Source organism: Pseudoalteromonas sp. HL-AS2, assembly GCF_031198805.1.
GTDB classification, from domain to species: Bacteria; Pseudomonadota; Gammaproteobacteria; order Enterobacterales; family Alteromonadaceae; genus Pseudoalteromonas; species Pseudoalteromonas nigrifaciens.
Genome location: NZ_CP133571.1, coordinates 783,537 through 801,815 on the forward strand (window position 1 = coordinate 783,537; position 18,279 = coordinate 801,815).

23 protein-coding genes are annotated in these 18,279 nt (G+C 40.4%); 15 read left to right on the top strand and 8 right to left on the bottom strand.

The window, feature by feature from the left end:
* Positions 1–13 precede the first annotated feature (13 nt).
* The 4 genes from RB215_RS03680 to RB215_RS03695 all read right to left on the bottom strand — a co-directional run bounded on the left by RB215_RS03680 (position 14) and on the right by RB215_RS03695 (position 2,827).
* The gene (locus tag RB215_RS03680) at positions 14–841 is read right to left on the bottom strand and encodes a mechanosensitive ion channel family protein (protein WP_309216900.1); all 828 of its coding nucleotides are present in this window, start codon (positions 839–841) and stop codon (positions 14–16) included.
* Between the two features lie 37 nt (positions 842–878).
* Positions 879–1,622, bottom strand: a complete 744-nt coding sequence (locus RB215_RS03685; protein ID WP_086995023.1) for an LrgB family protein — start codon at positions 1,620–1,622, stop codon at positions 879–881.
* Positions 1,615–1,968: a CidA/LrgA family protein gene (locus RB215_RS03690; RefSeq protein WP_011327412.1), complete on the bottom strand. Its 354-nt coding sequence runs from the start codon at positions 1,966–1,968 to the stop codon at positions 1,615–1,617. Before RB215_RS03690 ends, RB215_RS03685 begins: the two co-directional genes overlap by 8 nt.
* Before the next feature lie 67 nt (positions 1,969–2,035).
* Positions 2,036–2,827 (bottom strand): crotonase/enoyl-CoA hydratase family protein, encoded by a 792-nt coding sequence (locus RB215_RS03695; protein WP_089367841.1) that lies wholly within the window; start codon positions 2,825–2,827, stop codon positions 2,036–2,038.
* Between the two features lie 547 nt (positions 2,828–3,374).
* On the opposite strand from RB215_RS03695, the gene RB215_RS03700 reads away from it, so the two are divergent.
* The 3 genes from RB215_RS03700 (at position 3,375) to RB215_RS03710 (ending at position 5,079) form a co-directional block, all read left to right on the top strand.
* Positions 3,375–3,695 (top strand): HI1450 family dsDNA-mimic protein, encoded by a 321-nt coding sequence (locus RB215_RS03700; RefSeq protein ID WP_011327414.1) that lies wholly within the window; start codon positions 3,375–3,377, stop codon positions 3,693–3,695.
* 79 nt (positions 3,696–3,774) lie between these two features.
* The gene (locus RB215_RS03705) at positions 3,775–4,557 is read left to right on the top strand and encodes a DUF481 domain-containing protein (RefSeq protein ID WP_086995029.1); all 783 of its coding nucleotides are present in this window, start codon (positions 3,775–3,777) and stop codon (positions 4,555–4,557) included.
* A 45-nt stretch (positions 4,558–4,602) separates the two neighbouring features.
* Positions 4,603–5,079 carry a hypothetical protein gene (locus RB215_RS03710; protein WP_011327416.1) on the top strand — a complete coding sequence of 159 codons (477 nt, stop codon included), beginning with the start codon at positions 4,603–4,605 and terminating at the stop codon, positions 5,077–5,079.
* A 67-nt stretch (positions 5,080–5,146) separates the two neighbouring features.
* On the opposite strand, the gene RB215_RS03715 is transcribed toward RB215_RS03710, so the two are convergent.
* Together RB215_RS03715 and ygfZ are read right to left on the bottom strand one after the other, a co-directional pair.
* Positions 5,147–5,632, bottom strand: coding sequence for a peptidylprolyl isomerase (locus RB215_RS03715; RefSeq protein ID WP_011327417.1), 486 nt, complete (start codon positions 5,630–5,632; stop codon positions 5,147–5,149).
* 12 nt (positions 5,633–5,644) lie between these two features.
* The gene (ygfZ, locus tag RB215_RS03720; protein WP_197107751.1) at positions 5,645–6,556 is read right to left on the bottom strand and encodes a tRNA-modifying protein YgfZ; all 912 of its coding nucleotides are present in this window, start codon (positions 6,554–6,556) and stop codon (positions 5,645–5,647) included.
* Between the two features lie 164 nt (positions 6,557–6,720).
* On the opposite strand from ygfZ, the gene RB215_RS03725 reads away from it, so the two are divergent.
* Positions 6,721–6,972: a succinate dehydrogenase assembly factor 2 gene (locus RB215_RS03725; RefSeq protein WP_011327419.1), complete on the top strand. Its 252-nt coding sequence runs from the start codon at positions 6,721–6,723 to the stop codon at positions 6,970–6,972.
* 40 nt (positions 6,973–7,012) lie between these two features.
* Positions 7,013–7,381 carry a hypothetical protein gene (locus RB215_RS03730; protein WP_041454661.1) on the top strand — a complete coding sequence of 123 codons (369 nt, stop codon included), beginning with the start codon at positions 7,013–7,015 and terminating at the stop codon, positions 7,379–7,381.
* Here the strand turns inward: RB215_RS03730 and nadB are convergent.
* A complete protein-coding gene (gene nadB, locus RB215_RS03735) occupies positions 7,359–8,966 on the bottom strand; it encodes an L-aspartate oxidase (RefSeq protein ID WP_011327421.1) in 1,608 nt (535 codons plus the stop codon). The genes RB215_RS03730 and nadB overlap by 23 nt on opposite strands.
* A gap of 244 nt (positions 8,967–9,210) precedes the next feature.
* Between nadB and rpoE the strand changes: the two genes are divergently transcribed.
* From rpoE to pdxJ, 10 genes are all read left to right on the top strand, one after another.
* Entirely contained in the window at positions 9,211–9,792 is a 582-nt protein-coding gene (gene rpoE / locus RB215_RS03740; protein ID WP_011327422.1) for an RNA polymerase sigma factor RpoE, read from the top strand.
* 1 nt (position 9,793) lies between these two features.
* The gene (locus tag RB215_RS03745; protein WP_011327423.1) at positions 9,794–10,411 is read left to right on the top strand and encodes a sigma-E factor negative regulatory protein; all 618 of its coding nucleotides are present in this window, start codon (positions 9,794–9,796) and stop codon (positions 10,409–10,411) included.
* Positions 10,412–10,415: 4 nt separating this feature from the next.
* Positions 10,416–11,369 (top strand): MucB/RseB C-terminal domain-containing protein, encoded by a 954-nt coding sequence (locus tag RB215_RS03750; protein ID WP_011327424.1) that lies wholly within the window; start codon positions 10,416–10,418, stop codon positions 11,367–11,369.
* A 20-nt stretch (positions 11,370–11,389) separates the two neighbouring features.
* A complete protein-coding gene (locus tag RB215_RS03755) occupies positions 11,390–11,839 on the top strand; it encodes a SoxR reducing system RseC family protein (protein ID WP_011327425.1) in 450 nt (149 codons plus the stop codon).
* A 122-nt stretch (positions 11,840–11,961) separates the two neighbouring features.
* Complete coding sequence (gene lepA, locus RB215_RS03760; RefSeq protein ID WP_011327426.1) at positions 11,962–13,752, top strand: translation elongation factor 4; 1,791 nt, start codon at positions 11,962–11,964, stop codon at positions 13,750–13,752.
* A gap of 16 nt (positions 13,753–13,768) precedes the next feature.
* Positions 13,769–14,704: a signal peptidase I gene (gene lepB / locus RB215_RS03765; RefSeq protein ID WP_011327427.1), complete on the top strand. Its 936-nt coding sequence runs from the start codon at positions 13,769–13,771 to the stop codon at positions 14,702–14,704.
* A 2-nt stretch (positions 14,705–14,706) separates the two neighbouring features.
* On the top strand, positions 14,707–15,384 hold the full coding sequence (gene rnc, locus RB215_RS03770) for a ribonuclease III (protein ID WP_041454353.1): 678 nt from the start codon (positions 14,707–14,709) through the stop codon (positions 15,382–15,384).
* On the top strand, positions 15,374–16,306 hold the full coding sequence (gene era / locus RB215_RS03775) for a GTPase Era (RefSeq protein ID WP_011327429.1): 933 nt from the start codon (positions 15,374–15,376) through the stop codon (positions 16,304–16,306). Before rnc ends, era begins: the two co-directional genes overlap by 11 nt.
* 22 nt (positions 16,307–16,328) lie before the next feature.
* Positions 16,329–17,021, top strand: a complete 693-nt coding sequence (recO, locus tag RB215_RS03780) for a DNA repair protein RecO (RefSeq protein WP_011327430.1) — start codon at positions 16,329–16,331, stop codon at positions 17,019–17,021.
* Between the two features lie 22 nt (positions 17,022–17,043).
* The gene (gene pdxJ / locus RB215_RS03785) at positions 17,044–17,775 is read left to right on the top strand and encodes a pyridoxine 5'-phosphate synthase (protein WP_011327431.1); all 732 of its coding nucleotides are present in this window, start codon (positions 17,044–17,046) and stop codon (positions 17,773–17,775) included.
* Between the two features lie 135 nt (positions 17,776–17,910).
* Here the strand turns inward: pdxJ and RB215_RS03790 are convergent, their stop codons facing one another.
* A complete protein-coding gene (locus RB215_RS03790; protein ID WP_086995046.1) occupies positions 17,911–18,279 on the bottom strand; it encodes a VOC family protein in 369 nt (122 codons plus the stop codon).

Sequence of the window (18,279 nt, forward strand, 5' to 3'; positions counted from 1 at the left end):
TTAGGTTTATAAATTAATCACTTTTAATAATACTAACAATGCGCTGCGGTAAAGGTATTTCAATATTCGCTTTATTCATAGCGCTATAAACCCCACCATTAATAGCCAACTTGGTTTCGATTATTTTAGTGGTTGGTACCCAGTAGCGGTAGCTAATAGTTACGCCATTGTCGGCAAAGCGTTCTATACCAATTTGTGCATTGGGCACTTTAGCCACAAGCTCATGGCCATTCACAACATCTTCAATTAGTTTAACTGCGGTATTTGAGCACGCGCTGTAAGCAATGGTAATTTCGCCTTTTACCAATGAAAACTTAAACGAGTTATGGAGTATTTCACCGAGGATATGCTTATTGGGTATGGTTATTTCTACCTTTTCTTCGTCAATCAGTACTGTATGCCCCAGCTCTATTACTTTAACTTGCCCGCTGACATTTTTAACCTCTATAGTGTCGCCAACCACAAAAGGGCGAGTGGCAATAATAGCAAGGCCAGCACCATAATTAGACAACATACCTTGCATTGCCAAACCCGCACCAAGCGACGCAGCACCAATAGCGGCCACGAAAGGGGTAACACTAATGCCTATTTTGCCCAGCGCAATAATAATGACAATTATTATGAGCAACACTTTAACTAGGTTACTCACAAAGTTAGTTAACGTGACGTCAATATTATGGCGAGCCATTAAATTAGCCACTATGTTGGCAAGCTTTTGCGCAACCCATAAGCCAATTAAGAGTATGAAAATAGCACCTACAATTTGCATGCTATAGGTAACTAAATACTCGGTAAGCATGGCGTAGTATTTTTCAAACTGTTCTATTTCTGGGCTGATCATATATGCTCTTAAGATGGCTGTTAAATATTTTTGCTAACTATAGCAAAGTGTTGACTAAGATTGGATATAAAAACGGTACTATTACAGCCGTTAAAAGCGCACTTAATGCCATGGCAACCGATGAAAATGCACCTATTTTAGGATGCTCAACCAATGCTGCTGCGGTGCCAATAGCGTGACAGGCAGTACCCATGGCAACGCCTTGCGCTTCATGGTTATAAATTTTAATTAGTTTAAAAAGTACAAAGCCAAATAAAGCACCCAATAAACCAATAAAAATAACCAAGGCAGCAGCGAGCGAGTCAATACCGCCTAATGACTCGGTTACAATTAGCGTTATAGGAGTTGTTACACTCAATGCTGCAACTGAGGCGCTAAGTTGTGTGGGTACAGCAAATATCATGCTGAGTAAAAAAGCCACTACAGTGGCGTTAATAATCCCTAAGCTACAAGTGGTTACAATTAAGAGTAAGTTTTTACGTACATGAACAAACTGCTGATATAAAGGTAATGCTAGTGCCACAATAGCGGGCTCTAACAGCCAACTTAGTAATTGGCTGTGGCTAGCAAATTTAGTGTAAGGCAAGTTTAAATTAACCAAGAGTAAAGCAATAATAGCTATACTTAAAAATACAGGGTTAGTAAGTGATTTTAAAATAACATGCTTAACCCGCTGGTTAAGTAGCCTTAATAATAAAAACAGCGCAATAATAAACGGTACGCTAAGCCACCATAAATCTGGAGTTAGTTGTGTTGTTAGCGATTTTAGTTGCTCAGTCATTATTTACGCGTCCTTTAAAGTAGGCAATAACACTACTCACTAACAATAAGGTACTAATAGGGACTAGCAATACAATGGCAACTAAAAAAGGCCAATGCGACTTTATTAAGCCAAGGTGCTCAATAAAGCCAACCCCCGCAGGAATAAAAAAGATGGGCATAATATTTAAAATAGGTGAAGCGCAGGGCTTTAATTGATGCTCTTTTACTATGCCAGTTAACAGTAGCAGCAATAAAATAACCATTGCTAGTAAAGGCGCAGGAAAACTGCCGCCAATACTGTGCATAATGAATTTAGCCGCCGCTAAGCAGAGTAAAATAATTGCGCTACTTAACACATATTTCATTAGAGAGCTCATTGGAAAGTCAGGAATTTAACTTTAACAAATCCCTGTTATTTATGCATGCATCATCTTACCAGCGTTTAGGGTTGGCATAATGAATATCGGTTTTACCCTTTGCTTTAGCAATTGCCTTTTTGGTATTTGGGCTAAGTAATAATCTAATTTGGCTAAAGGTTTCTTTGGCGAGTATGTTGCGTTGCTGAGTTTTATAGCTTTGCTGGGTAACGCGCTTAATTGCCGCCAGAGTGTCGGGGGAGCGGGCTAATAGTATTTCCAACATTTTTTGTGTGGCGGCCTCGGTGTCATCAGTTACTTGAGTGACCAAGCCAAGCTCTTTTGCTTGTAGTGCACTTATAGGATCAGCATGGCTGGCAAGCCATAGTGCTTGGTCGCGTTTTACTAAACCGCTCATTACAACATTAGCCCCCATATCTGGGCATAACCCCCAACGCGCTTCCATAATGGCAAATTGGGCATCGTGGTGCACTATTCTATAGTCAGCGCCGAGTGCAATTTGCAATCCACCGCCAAGGCAGTTGCCATTAATTTGGGCAATAACCGGCACGCTAAGCGATTGCCAACCCAATACTACCCGCTGGGCTAAATTTTTATTGCCAGGTAACCATTTAAATAATAATTTAATAATATTAAGCGGCGACGCCATAACTGCGGCTATATCTAACCCCGCGCAAAAGTGATCGCCATCGCCTTTTAAAACTACGGCGCGGATGCTGCGATCTTTTTTAAGCTTTTTTATTATTTTATTAAGCTCAACAAACATAGCAAAGCTTAAAGCATTTTGTTTTTGAGCTCTGCTTAGTGTGACAATTGCAATGCCTTGTTGTTTTTCTAATTTTATCATTTTGCACTCCTCTGACCTGTTGCCTGAGCTTATGATGTTATTTAAGTTAAGTAAAGTGAGCGTGGTTGATTAGGGTCTGTTTATCTTTCAAGGTTAAATTTGCAGCAGTGTGTTTGGTATTTAGGCAAGGCAGAGCCTATGTGGTGTGGTTATTCCCCATAAATAGGCGATAACGTAGCATCAATGCCAAACATGCGCTGCCCGAAGGGTTCTGCCTAGGGGCGATTGACTCTTTGTTGCCTACATGGATGTAGGTAAGGGGCGTGAGCAGGACGCGGAAGCTTTGCTCGGTTTTTACTTAGCCCACTAGGTTACAAACCTCGCGCCGTGATTAAATCGCCCCTAGTTTGAACAAATTTAATCCGCAAAGGTCAACAGACCCTAAAATAAAATGAATTTATTACTCAGCGGCAGGTCTCAATTGATTGATTTTACTTATAACAATTAAGAGACTGAAGAAAGTCAGTTTTTTCAGCGTTTTTTTCTCAAAACAACGATAACTTTTGGTATTATGATCATACTTTAAAAGCTCAAAGGTTAACTACTCATGTCAGGCCCGCGTTTATACACAGAAGAAGAAGCAACTCATCAAGCGTACGATATTTTTTTAGAGTTGGCACCAAGCAACCTGAATGAGCAAGACGTTGAAACTTTTAATCAATACAGAGAAGAACTTGGTTTTATTGAAGAGGGCGAGCCCGATGAGCAATGGCAGGATTTTGTTGCTCTAGAAGTTGAAGCTGATCATTTTTTGCAGGTGTTAGTAGGCTTAGAATTTGAAAATGACGATGTATTATTCGCTAAAATTTTAATTAGCCGTGATAAAGACGCGCCTTTTTGTCACATTTTATGGAAAGAGACTGAGTAACTCAGTTTTAGTTAAAGTTGTTTTATGATCACCTACAAGAGAGAGTGTTTTGCGTAAGTTTTTATTCTTAATTTTTTTAATGGTTTGCCGCCCAAGTTGGGCTGTCGATCCTTTTGAAGATTTTCATGAATACGGACAACTCTCGGATGAAGAAATTCATGATTTACATAAAGGCGAAATGCTTTACGGCGACACCGAATTTGGTTTTATATTAAGTAAAGGCAATACTAATTCGACCAGTTTTAAACTCAAAGGTAACCTTTATCAAGATTTTGAAAGCTGGCGTAATCAATTTAAAATAGATTCTTTATACAAACGCGATCATAACGATGACACCGGAAAGTCTGATGTGACCGCTAACCGGGTGTTTATATCAGCGCAAGGTAACTACAAAGTAGGCGTTAAGAATTCCTCATTTTTTATTTATGGCGATTACGAAGAAGATAAATTTAGCGGTCTAGCGTTTAAAAGTACTGTAGCAACAGGTTATGGTGCGCGCGTTTACCAAGGCGTTAAAAATAAAGTTGATATTGATATAGGACCTGGTTTGTATCGCTCTGTGGCTGAGGAGCAGTCTGATGTTAGCGAAGATGATAAAAACAAAGTAGGTTATTTAGTGCGCTTTGCTATGCAATGGGAGCGGTTGGTTTCTGAGCGAACGCGCTTTAACCAAGATGTAAGTATAGAGCAGTCTTTGTCGGGGCTTAATTCACGATTAAAATCAGAAACAGCCTTGATCAGCCAAGTAATTGGTGGGGTATCACTTAAGTTTGCTTATATGTATCGTTATAATTCCAAACCTGAAGAAAATAAGCTCAAGTTTGACTCAGAGCTCAGCGCAACATTAGTTTATAGCTTTTAAGTTGTTTTATTTTTAATCGTATCGTTATTTAATTTTGAGAGTGTTATGTATCAGCATAAGCAGTATGCGCTATTTATATTTTTTGTATTAGCCTGGATTGGTGGCTTTGTAGCCCTTGCCTGGAATTTAATTGGGGCTGATGGCCCACTTATGGTGTTTGCCGGTATTTTAGTGCTGGTGGGTTTTTTGTTTCATGGCTTAACCGTAAAAGTAAATGACACTCATATTAGTTGGGCATTTGGTCCTGGTGTTGCTGGGCAAAGTATTGCACTTGCAGATATTGCAGAAGCTAAAGCGGTGCAAAACTCGTATCGTCATGGGATTGGTATTCGTATTACCCACGATGGCTGGATATATACAGTGTCTGGTTTTAGTGCTATTCAACTTACCCTTAAGGATGGCACTTTATACAGAGTGGGTACTAATGATCAGCAAGGCTTACTCACAGCGCTTGAAGGTAAAATAGCACCTGCAGAAACACTTAAAGCAGCTTCCGATGATGCTAAACCTGCTGCGGTTTAAATGTAATTAAATTGAGTTTAGTAACAAAAAAAGCGCCTTAGGCGCTTTTTTATTTGCTTAGGGCATTTTAGTGGTCGTGACCACAACCGCCTTCACCATGTACATGACCATGGCTTAGTTCTTCTTCGGTTGCATCGCGTACTTCTAAAATTTCTACATTAAAGTTAAGCGTAATACCAGCCAGTGGGTTATTACCATCTACAATAACTTCTTCGTCTTGAATGTCGATGATCATGACTGATTGATCGCCATCATCGGTTGATGCACGAAACTGCATACCCACTTCAATTTCCATGCCTTCAAACATTTCTTTAGGCACAGCTTGCATTAAGTTGTCACTACGTTCGCCGTAACCTTCATCAGGTTCAACTTTTACGCTTAACGTGTCGCCAGCTTGTTTGCCTTGCAGAGCATTTTCTAGGCCTGAAATTAGATAGCCGGTGCCAATAATAAAAATTAGTGGTTCGCCATCGAACGAGTTATCAATGGTATTGCCGTCATTATCTAATACCGAATAATGCATTTTTACCACTTTGTTTGCTGCAACGATCATAGTCAGTCCTATTTATTCATCTTCAAGAGAGTAGGGTAGAGGAAGAATGTTTAGCTCTACCGAAGGAGTGTGTTTTGCACGAAGTACCTGAGTAACATCAGTATCGTTTGGCAACACTACAAGGCCAGTAAGTGTTTTAGTTTGTTCATTAAAGCTCTGGCTGATAAGTTTACCAGCGCGGCGCCAGTTTTCGCCTAGTTGTCTTTCTAGATCCAACTCAGTAAGTAACCCATCGCTTTGCCCTGAAACGATATACATAGCACGCTTATTTTTACCTAAGTATTTCATTCGCGCTACGGTTTCTTGCCCTGCGTAACAGCCTTTTTTAAAGCTAATGCCACCTATTGCTTGCAAGTTAACCATTTGCGGCACGTATTCACCAATCGCTTGCTCATTAAGCTGTGGCTCGCCGGCTAAAATAGCAGCTTGTTGCCATAGCATATCGTTTTCAAGCGTTACTACGTTATCAGGCAAGTTAAATTGCTCATCTACCATTAGTAAAAGTCGATTGCCGGTAAGCTTAAGAGCTTTACCATGGCTAAAATCGCATGCAGTGTCTTGCGCCGCAAATTCGATATTAAGTTGTGTGAGTAACTCAGTAAAGTCGTCGCTAATTAAGCCAATTAATCGCTGTGGTGCTACGTTAATGTCTACTTTAGCAAATACCGCATACTTTTTTAACTCGGCTAAAGAGCACTCCACTTCAGCCTTAGAGCCAATTAAATAGTAATGATCTTGATGAGAAAATAATTTAAACACGCCCCATAACTTACCTTTGGCGCTACAGTGCCCGGCCCAAAGATAATTGTTGTTGGTTAGCTTGTTGATATCCTGAGTGATTTGTCCGTGAAGATAAGATAATTTATCTGCGCCAGAGAAGCTAATAAGCTGATGAGATAAAGCACATGCATGAACAATCGACATAAACACCTTCTTTGACTATTTAATGAGGTAACATAATAACGTAGATACAACCTTGGGTACAGCAGCTAACTCTGTACGGGTTTTTATTATTTTAATAAGTGATTAAGAGCTGCTAAATTAATTGGTATTTGTTAAACTCAGGTCAATTAAATATGAGGTTTAAAATGACTGAAATTCATAGTAAAGCACGTATCCGTTGGGCTTGTCGCCGTGGCATGCTAGAGCTAGATGTATTGTTTATGCCCTTTGTAGAGGATGCTTTTGATTCACTTAGCGTTGAACAGCAAGCTATTTTTCAGCGTTTACTTACCGAAGAAGATCCTGACTTATTTGCTTGGTTTATGGGCCATAAAGAATGTAAAGATGAGCAGCTCAACAGCATGGTGCAACTTATTTTAGACCGAGTTCGTGTATAGGTTTACAGTTACAGCAAACAAAACAGACCATAAACCTATTGTGGTCTTTTTTTGTGTTTTAACATTATTGCTGTGCTTATTTTTAAGTTCACTTGAGGCAATCATTTTTTGCATAGTTGTTAACTTTGTAGCGGCCATACTTGTATGGCTAAAAATGCAGGCTGTACAGCCACTTGAAGGCGTTATTATTTTAGCCCCAAAGCAGTTTAGGTTTGAAAATAGCACACGGTTAATTCAAGGCGAAATAAGTGCTAAAAGCCGCTTAATTGGCAACAGTGTTTGGCTTTATATTAAGGGTTTTAATAACAACTATTGGCTGATTATTACAGCCAATAGTGTTGATGTACAAAGCTATGCGCGCCTAAAACGCGCCACACTTAATGCAATTAACGCTGTGGAGTTAAAATAGTAGGTGTTGGATTAGCGTTTTGCTCTGGGTAGTCAATAGTGTAGTGCAGGCCACGGCTTTCTTTACGCTCAAGTGCACTGCGAATAATTAGTTCGGCAACTTGTACCAAATTACGCAGCTCTAACAAGTTATTACTAACTCTAAAGTTAGCGTAATAGTCATGTATTTCCTGCTGTAACAACTCAACTCTATGTAGTGCACGCTCTAAGCGTTTAGTTGAGCGCACAATACCCACGTAGTCCCACATAAACAACCTTAGTTCATGCCAGTTGTGAGTAATCACTATCTCTTCATCTGAATTAGCTACGCGGCTTTCATCCCAGTGCGGCAGATTAATGGGCTCTGGTGCATGTTCAATTTTGCTTAAAATGTCTTTTGCAGCCGCATGGGCAAACACAATACACTCTAGTAATGAGTTACTCGCCATACGATTAGCACCATGTAAGCCGGTATAAGCAACTTCACCTACTGCATATAAGTTATCTAAATCGGTTTTACCATTAAAGTCAGTCATTACTCCACCACAGGTATAATGCGCTGCAGGTACAACAGGAATAGGATCTTTGGTAATATCGAGCCCGACACTTAGACACTTTGCATATATAGTGGGGAAGTGCTCAATAATAAAATCTTTATCTTTGTGACTAATGTCTAAAAATACGCAATTGGCACCCAAACGTTTCATTTCAAAGTCGATAGCGCGAGCAACAATATCGCGAGGAGCAAGCTCTTCACGCTCATCAAACTCGTGCATAAATCGGCTGCCGTCGGGGCGTCTTAAATAAGCGCCTTCACCACGCATTGCTTCGGTAATTAAAAAGTTTTGTAATTCAGGGTGGTACAAACTGGTTGGATGAAACTGGTTAAATTCCATGTTCGCCACTCTACAACCCGCACGCCATGCCATAGCAATACCATCACCACTGGAAACATCAGGGTTTGAAGTATACAAATACACTTTACTAGCACCACCTGTCGCTAAAGCAACAAATTTAGCCGCAATTGTTTCTACTTTTTTGGCGTTTTTATTCCATACATACATGCCATTTATATGCGAGCTGGCTTTATTGCCGCTTTTATCTGTAATTAAATCAATGGCGTTGTAATGCTCTAACAGGGTGATGTTTTTGTGGGCTTGAACTTGGCTGATTAATGTAGTTTGTACGGCTTTACCAGTAGCGTCGGCGGCGTGTAAAATACGTCGGTGGCTGTGGCCGCCTTCACGCGTTAAATGAAAACGCTCTTTCCCATGGCTATCCAGCTCTATATCAAACGGTACGCCTTGATTAATTAACCATTGCAAACAATCGTGGGCATTACTAGCGGTATAGTGCACTGCTTCTTTGTCGCATAAGCCACCGCCCGCATCGAGCGTGTCTTGCACATGTGACTCTATACTGTCATGTTTCTTATCAAATACCGCGGCTATACCACCTTGGGCATAGAGTGTGGAGCCTTCAGTGAGTGCTCCCTTACTGATTACGGTAACGTTACAATAGTTAGCTAAAGATAAGGCAAGTGATAAGCCCGCTGCGCCGCTACCGATAATAGCGACATCTGCAATGTGATGTTTATTTTGGTTCATGTCAGAGGTACTTTGCGGTTACAATGCCCATATAGAGCAATGTTTGTTTTCAATAGTGGTAGTTGTATCATATTTGCCATCATACCAAGTAGTAATTTTGGCTCTAACTACGGTTATTTACGACTATTTAATAAAAAAACAATATAAAGCAGAACTTTTTATTCATGTAAGAGTCAGAGTATCTGTGAACAATGGCGACACTATGAATGATAAGCAAAAATTAGACACAGGAGTACCGGCTCGAATGAGCGAGCAGGATCAAGATTTAGCGCTAGTAAAAAGGGTTCAGCAAGGAGATAAAAACGCCTTCAACCTATTAGTAAAGAAGTATCAAAACAAAATTGCCGGTTTGATCTCACGTTATGTGTCAAATCAGGGTGATATTGCAGATGTAGCACAAGAAGCGTTTATAAAAGCTTATCGTGCGCTTCCTAACTTTAGGGGCGATAGTGCCTTTTATACTTGGTTGTACCGTATTGCAGTAAATTGTGCTAAAAATTATTTAGTAGCTCAGGGGCGTAAACCGCCAGCAAGTGATATAGACGCACAAGATGCTGAATTTTATGACTGCGCGGACTCAATGCGTTCTAACGCATCTCCTGAAAATTTACTGCTGAGCGAAGAAGTACGCGCTGTTATTTTTAATACGATTGATAGTTTGCCTGAAGATCTTAAAACCGCAATCACCCTCAGAGAAATTGAAGGGATGAGCTATGAAGAAATAGCTGTGGTAATGGATTGCCCAGTCGGGACGGTACGTTCGCGTATATTTCGTGCCCGTGAAGCAATTGATAACAAATTAAACCCATTAATAGGCGAGTCTTAGTATGATAAAAGCACACGTTAACAGGTTAGATGACGAATCGTTATCTGCATTACTTGACGGCGAGCAACAACTAGCAGATGCAAAAATTGCAGAGCAAGACGTTGCTACCTTTGGCCGTTATGCGTTAATTGGTGATGCAATGCGAGCTCAAAAAGATCACAGCGATATTCATATTGATATTAGCAAGCGTGTTGCGTTAGCACTCGAAAGCGAACCAGTATATGCAGATTTCAGTCAGTCTAAAGCGCAATCTGCGCCGCAAAGTGATACTATAAACGACAATAAAGTTGTGGCATTTAATTGGCGCAAGCCAGTGGCGCAACTTGCAATTGCAGCAAGTGTTGCTATGTTTGCTATTGTAGGCGTAAATATGTTGCCACAGGGCGATGGCGCGCAACAAAGCGAAATTCCATTGCTGCAAACAACACCTTTTACAGGTACTGCATCACCAGTGAGTTATTCATCGGAGCCCGCGCTTAAAAACGCAGAAAATGGTTTGCGTGAATTGCAGCAGCAACGTATTGGCGCACTTGTTTTAGAGCATCAACGCCAAGCTCGTGTTGCACATTCATTAGAGGCTGCGCAAACGGATGCAAAAAAACCAGAGGAAAACAACTAATTAAATGAAAGTAATTACTTTTATTCTGTCGCTGGCAATCAGCTTTAATACCTTTGCCAGCGACACCAATCCTGCCAAAGATTTACTGCTTAAAATGGCTAATGCCGTTCATACCCGTAACTTTGACGCCTCGTTTGTGGTTGTTAAAGGTAAAACCATGGAACCCTACCGTTGGTTACATGCAAAACAAGATGACATTGAGATAGAACACTTAAGTTTACTCAATGGCGCGGGCCTAGAAATGGTACGCGTTGACAACCAAGTTACTTATTTTGAGCCGCAATCAGAGCCTTATTCACTTACAACTGATTCAATTGCAGGGCCAATTCCTGAAGTACTGTTTAAAAACGTTGAGCGTTTAAGTGGCCATTATGACTTTGTACTTGGTGGAAAAGGGCGTATATCAGGACGAGCAGCTCAGTTAGTACGTATAGAATCTAAAGATGAAGACAAATATAACTACTGGATTTGGCTTGATATGGAATCCTCTTTATTACTAAAAGCGGCCTATGTTAATCATCAAGGCGAAGCTTTAGAGCAACTGCAACTTACCCACATAAGTGTTACAGAGCAGCCTGCTAGTATGTTGCTGGAAATACTTAATCGCAACTTTCCAACCCCGTTACCAAATAACTCACTCGAAACATTGGACAGTAATACGGCAAAAACGTGGAAAATAGACTGGTTGCCAGCAGGCTTTGAATTATTAAAATCAGACCGCCATAAATTAGATTTAAATAATGAATTAACCGACTACTATTTATTTTCAGATGGCTTTGTAGAAGTGTCGGTATTTATACAAAGACCTTTGCCGGGTAAGCGCTTAAGTGGCTCACTCACCTCTGGGGCAACCACAGTTTATGTGCACAACGGCGGTAATTTTGATGTTTCGGTGGTGGGTAATATTCCTAGTTTAACGGCCAAAAAAATTGCAGAGTCGGTGACCCGCGCATTATAAACGATTTATAAAGAGTTGTTATGATAGAACAAACCTTAAAAGTTGTGGCCCTTAGTGGCCACATTGCACATTTAGAGGCACAACAAAAACAAGCATGCGAAGGCTGTAATGGTCGTTGTGGATCGCAGGTGTTTAGTAAGTTATTTGGCAGTGCTAAAAAAACCTTTCCCTATAAATTTGACACGCCCGTAGTGGTGGGACAAAAAATTACCTTGTCGCTCGATGACAGCCACGTTGTTAAACACGCATTTACTGTATATATGTTGCCGCTATTTTTAAGCCTAGGCTTTGCGCTAGTTGCCGCTGAATTACTGTTAGTTACCGAAGGATGGCAAATTTTAGCTGCTGCTTTGGGTGGCGGTATTGGCTTTTTAATGGCTAAAATGTGGGTTAAATCATTCAGGCATGATATCAAAGTGATAAAAATTCATCCAATTAGCCTTCCTTTAACTCAAATAGATGGTGATTGATGCCAATTAAATGTAAAATTGCCCGCTTACGCCACAACAACTTGAAAATATAAAAACAAATATTTTCAAGTTGTTTAGGTATATCTACTTAGTCCATTAAAATAGAGTTTAGAATCCATTTTATGAAGCATATCCGTAATTTTTCGATCATCGCCCACATTGACCATGGTAAATCGACCCTTTCAGATCGTTTGATCCAAGTTTGTGGTGGTTTAACCGACCGTGAAATGCAAAAACAGGTTTTGGATTCAATGGATATTGAGCGCGAACGTGGTATTACCATTAAAGCGCAAAGTGTAACCTTGAATTATAAAGCCAATGACGGCGAGATCTACCAGCTTAACTTTATCGACACCCCAGGGCATGTTGATTTTACTTATGAAGTATCACGCTCATTAGCAGCATGTGAAGGTGCGTTACTCGTTGTAGATGCTGGTCAAGGTGTTGAAGCACAAACACTGGCAAATTGTTACACTGCCATTGAAATGAACTTAGAAGTAATACCTGTACTTAATAAAATAGATTTACCACAAGCCGATCCGCTTCGTGTGGCTGAAGAAATTGAAGATATTATTGGTATTGATGCCCTAGATGCAGTGCAATGTAGCGCTAAAACTGGCGTTGGTATTGCCGAAGTACTTGAAATGATAGTTAAAGATGTACCGCCACCGGTTGGCGATAAAGATGCTCCTCTTCAAGCACTTATAATTGACTCATGGTTTGACCCATACCAAGGTGTTGTATCATTAGTGCGCATTAAGCACGGTGAACTGCGCGCGGGCGACAAAATTAAAATCATGTCGAACGATCACGTACACACAGCCGATCAGGTAGGTGTATTTACACCAAAGCAAACTAACACAGGTATTTTAAGAACCGGTGAAGTAGGCTTTGTAATTGCTGGTATTAAAGAAATACATGGTGCACCTGTTGGCGATACTATTACTCATCAAAAAAATGCGGCACCATTGCGTTTACCTGGTTTTCAAAAAATAAAACCACAAGTGTATGCAGGTATGTTCCCAATTGCTTCTGATGAATATGAATCGTTTCGTGATGCGCTTAATAAATTAAGCTTAAACGATGCGTCGTTATTTTTCGAACCAGAGAACTCAACAGCACTTGGTTTTGGTTTTCGTTGTGGCTTTTTAGGCATGCTACACATGGAAATTATTCAAGAGCGTTTAGAACGCGAATACGATATTGATTTAATTACCACAGCACCAACCGTAATTTATGAAGTAGTGACTAAAAAAGACGGGACTTTCCAAATTGATAACCCATCTGATTTACCTGCGGTAAACGATATTTTAGAAATTCGTGAACCGATTGTAGAAGCCAATATTTTAGTGCCGCAAGAATACTTAGGTAGTGTTATTACCTTGTGTGTTGATAAGCGTGGCATGCAAACTAAAATGTCATATCATGGTAAGCAAGTTGCGGTAACTTACGAACTGCCTATGGCAGAAGTAGTTATGGACTTTTTTGATAAGTTAAAATCAACCAGTCGTGGCTTTGCATCGCTTGATTACAACTTTAAGCATTTCCAAACATCAGATATGGTACGTGTTGATATTTTAATCAACTCAGAGCGCGTCGACGCGCTGGCGATCATTGCTCACCGCGACAGTGCGCAATCACGTGGTCGCCAATTAGCCGATGCACTAAAAGAGCTAATTCCACGTCAAATGTTTGATATTGCGATTCAAGCAGCTATTGGCGGACATGTTATTGCCCGTACTACGATAAAACAGATGCGTAAAAACGTAATTGCTAAGTGTTACGGCGGTGACGTGAGTCGTAAGAAAAAGCTACTTAAAAAGCAAAAAGATGGTAAAAAACGCATGAAGCAAGTAGGTAACGTTGAAGTGCCTCAAGAAGCGTTTTTAGCTATTTTAAAAGTTGGTAAATAAAAACAAAGGATTATAAATGGCTGGCTATTTTTCAGTTTTATTGGTGCTATTAACCTTAGGCTCAGGTCTAATATGGTTAATAGACCACTTAATGTTTGCGCCGAAACGAAATGCGCATTTGGCTATGGCAGAGGCTTCTGCTGGTGGTAAATTAGATGAAGAAACTGCCGCATTAATCGCACCAGAGCCTATGCTTACTGAAACAGCAAAGTCGATTTTTCCGATGATTGCTGCTATCACTATATTTAGATCGTTTATGTTTGAACCGTTTCAAATACCTTCAGGTTCAATGATGCCTACTTTATTAGTAGGAGATTTTATTTTAGTGCAAAAGTATTCGTACGGGATTAAAGACCCAGTATGGCGCAGCCAATTAGTTGATGTAGGTGAGCCTGAGCGTGGTGATATTATTGTTTTTAAATACCCGCTAGACGAAAAGGTCGATTTTATTAAACGCACAATAGGCTTGCCTGGCGATAAAATTGTTTATCGTGATAAGCGTTTATATATTCAACCAAATTGTAAAGCTGGTGAAACCCAGCAGGGTGAGCTGCTTTGTAATGAATTTAATAAAATTGATTTTAAATTAATTAATGATGACGAATTTAAGCAAGGCTCAATGGCATTAGCGCGTTTAAATGAAAACTTAACTACGTTAAACCATGATATTTTAATTAACCCTCAGGCGCCTGAACGTAAAGGGCGTTATTATCAGCAACCAGGTACACCTACCGATGAATGGGTTGTTCCTGCTGATCATTATTTTATGATGGGTGATAATCGCGATAACAGCCAAGATAGTCGCTTTTGGGGTTTTGTGCCAAAAGAAAACTTGGTGGGTAAAGCTGTCTTTATATGGATGAGTTTTGAATTTGATAATGGCCCAGATGACATTTTACCAGGATGGGTTCCAACTGGTGTTCGTTTTGAACGCCTAGGTAATATTCAATAGCAATGAAAAAAAATGTAACAGAACTATACAAAACAATAGACTACATATTTGCAGATCAAGGCTTGCTTGAGCAAGCAATGACGCATCGTAGTCATAAAGGTCAGCATAACGAGCGACTAGAATTTTTAGGCGATTCAATTTTAAGCTTTGTGATTGCAAATGCGCTGTATGCTAAGTTTCCTAAAGCGCGTGAAGGCGATTTAAGCCGTATGCGCTCTACCTTAGTGCGTGGTCAAACATTGGCTGAATTTGGCTTAGAGTTTGGCTTAGGGGATTATTTACGCTTAGGTCCAGGCGAGCTAAAAAGTGGCGGCTTTCGTCGCGAGTCAACACTTGCCGATGCCGTAGAGGCGATTATTGGCGCTGTGTTTTTAGATTCGGATATTGAACGCTGTGGCGAATTAATTTTATCTTGGTATGAAGAGCGTTTAAATGCTATTTCACCAGGGCTTAATCAAAAAGATCCTAAGACCCTGCTGCAAGAGCATTTGCAAGCTCGTAAACTATCGTTACCGGGCTATACAGTTGTTGATACAAAAGGCCAGGCACACAATCAAACATTCACGGTTGAATGTATTGTTGATGGCATGGATAGCATTATTTCTGTTGGTAGCTCGCGTCGTAAAGCCGAACAAAAAGCTGCTGAAAAAGCATTGAAGATACTTAAAAATGAACCTTGATACCTTAATACAACCACACGATGGCGATATAGATACGTTTTGCGGCATGATCGCAATAGTAGGGCGCCCTAACGTAGGTAAATCTACTTTACTTAATAAAATTATTGAGCAAAAGGTTAGTATTACCTCACGTAAGCCACAAACCACACGCCACCGTATTATGGGTATTCATACCGAAGGTAAGCATCAAGCTGTTTATGTTGATACACCTGGCCTACACGTTGAAGAAAAACGTGCTATTAACCGCTTAATGAACCGCGCAGCATCAAGTTCAATTGGTGATGTAGAGCTTATTATATTTGTAGTTGAAGGCACCCACTGGAATGCCGATGACGACATGGTACTTAATAAAGTATCGCAAAGTGGTAAGCCGGTATTATTGGTGATCAATAAAATAGATTTAGTAAAAGATCGCGACCTAGTACTGCCTCATATGAAGTGGTTAGGCGACAAGTTTGACTTTATTGGTATTATGCCAGTGTCGGCTGAGCAAGGTAAAAATATCGACTTGATCAAAGCTGAAGTAACTAAACGCCTTCAGCCAAGTGAATTTTATTTTCCAGAAGACTACGTAACCGACCGTTCAATGCGCTTTATGGCAGCAGAAACCATTCGTGAAAAGCTAATGCGTTTTATGGGCGAGGAGCTACCGTATTCTGTTACTGTTGAAATAGAGCAGTTTAAATGGCAAGAAAACGGTATTTGGCATATCAATGGTTTAATACTCGTTGAGCGCGAAACACAAAAGCGTATGGTGATTGGTAATAAAGGCGAAAAGCTAAAAACCATTGGTCGCGAAGCACGTAAAGATCTTGAAGAAATGCTCGATAATAAAGTGTTTTTAGAGCTTTGGGTTAAAGTTAAATCGGGTTGGGCTGATGACGAGCGCGCATTAAGAAGCCTAGGTTATGGTGAAGACTAATAATCTGCTAGCAGTTTAAATTATGGATAGCGACTTCTACAGAGCGTATTTATTACATCGGCGTCCTTATAGTGACTCCCAAGTAATGCTTGATATGCTAGTAGAAGGCGTTGGCCAACTTAGAATGCTAGCCCGTATTAGTGGCCGCCAGGCCACTAAACATAAAGCGCAATTACAACCTTTCCAAGCCTTGTTGGTACATTACAACGGCAAGTACGATTTAAAATACATCAACAAATTTGAACTGCACGGAACGCCACTTTTTTTAAAAGGTGATGAGCTTTATTGCGGCTTTTATTTAAATGAATTAACTAATCGAATTGTGCCAATTAATGAACCGATTGATCAGGTTTTTCAGCTTTATAATACGCACTTAAAAAACCTTAATAGCGGTGCTAATTTACAAGCAGTACTGCGTTCTTACGAATTTCAACTATTAGAACTATTAGGTTATGGCGTCGATTTTAGTTTTGACGCCAGCGGTGAACCCATAGATGAAAAGCGAACGTATAGCTATTTTGCAGAAGTTGGCTTTTTAGTACAAGACGATCCGCGCTCTGGATTTAGCGGTTTGCAACTTAATGCCATAGCTAATCATGACTTTAGCCAAGCAGATGTGCTATATATGGCAAAGCAATTAAGCCGCTACTTATTAAAGCCACTACTTGGTAATAAACCATTAAAAAGTCGTGAGTTATTTGCGGCCTCTCAATAAACGTAATTTTACAGGTAAAATAATGAAAGATATTCTTTTGGGTGTAAACGTTGATCATATTGCAACACTTCGCCAAGCACGTGGCACTAGCTACCCTGATCCAGCACATGCAGCAAGTGTAGCTGAGCATGCAGGAGCCGACGGTATCACTATTCATTTACGTGAAGATCGCCGTCATATTCAAGACCGTGACGTGTATGTAATGGCTAAAACCATACAAACACGCATGAACCTTGAAACAGCCGTAACCGATGAAATGATCAATATTGCACTTGAGGTAAAACCTGAGTACGTATGCCTAGTGCCAGAAAAACGCGAAGAGCTAACCACCGAAGGCGGACTTGATGTGGCGGGTAATCTTGAAAAAATTACCGCAGCAACAAAAACCTTGAGCGACGCAGGTATTAAAGTTTCGTTATTTATTGATGCCGATAAAGCGCAGCTAGATGCAGCTAAAGCAACAGGCGCTCCGTATGTTGAAATTCATACCGGTGCTTATGCAGATGCTACAACCGATGAGGCAATAAGCAAAGAGCTTGAACATATTCGCCAAGGCGTTAAATACGCAGCCAGTATTGGCTTAATTGTCAATGCGGGCCATGGTTTGCATTACCATAATGTAAAACCAATTGCCGCAATGGAAGAAATTTATGAGCTTAATATTGGTCACGCCATTATTGCTCGTGCCGCCATTGATGGGCTAGATAAAGCCGTACGCGATATGAAACGCTTAATGCTTGAAGCGCGTGCCTAAAGCCTCGCTTTAAATAAGCTACTTGAAGCTTCTTGCTACTTAGTTATATTAGGTGCATGGAGCTTCTAATTTTGAGCCCGGCTGTTATGCAAGTTAGCAACTAGCTTGGGTGAGTACAATTAAAGCCACTAAAAGTTAAGAATACACTGCCAAAATAGCGCCACTTGGATCGCGAATAATAAAATAGCTTTCGCCACCATATTCAGTCGGCCCTTTAATAATTTCGCCTCCTAACTCCAGCGTTTTTTGTGCGCTAAGCTGAGCATTTTCTACGCGAACATACATTAACCACTGTGCTGGTAAATCGGCGTTATCGCCCTTAGCATGGCAAATGCCTGCTATTGTCCCTTGTGCGTTATTCATATTAAAATCATTGTAACTGCCCATATCTACAGGCTCTTTTTGCCAACCAACAACGTGTGCATAAAAGTCGCTGATTTGCTGTGCATCAGCCACAGTAAGATCGCGCCATTCAATACTACCAATTACTTTGTTATTGCTCAT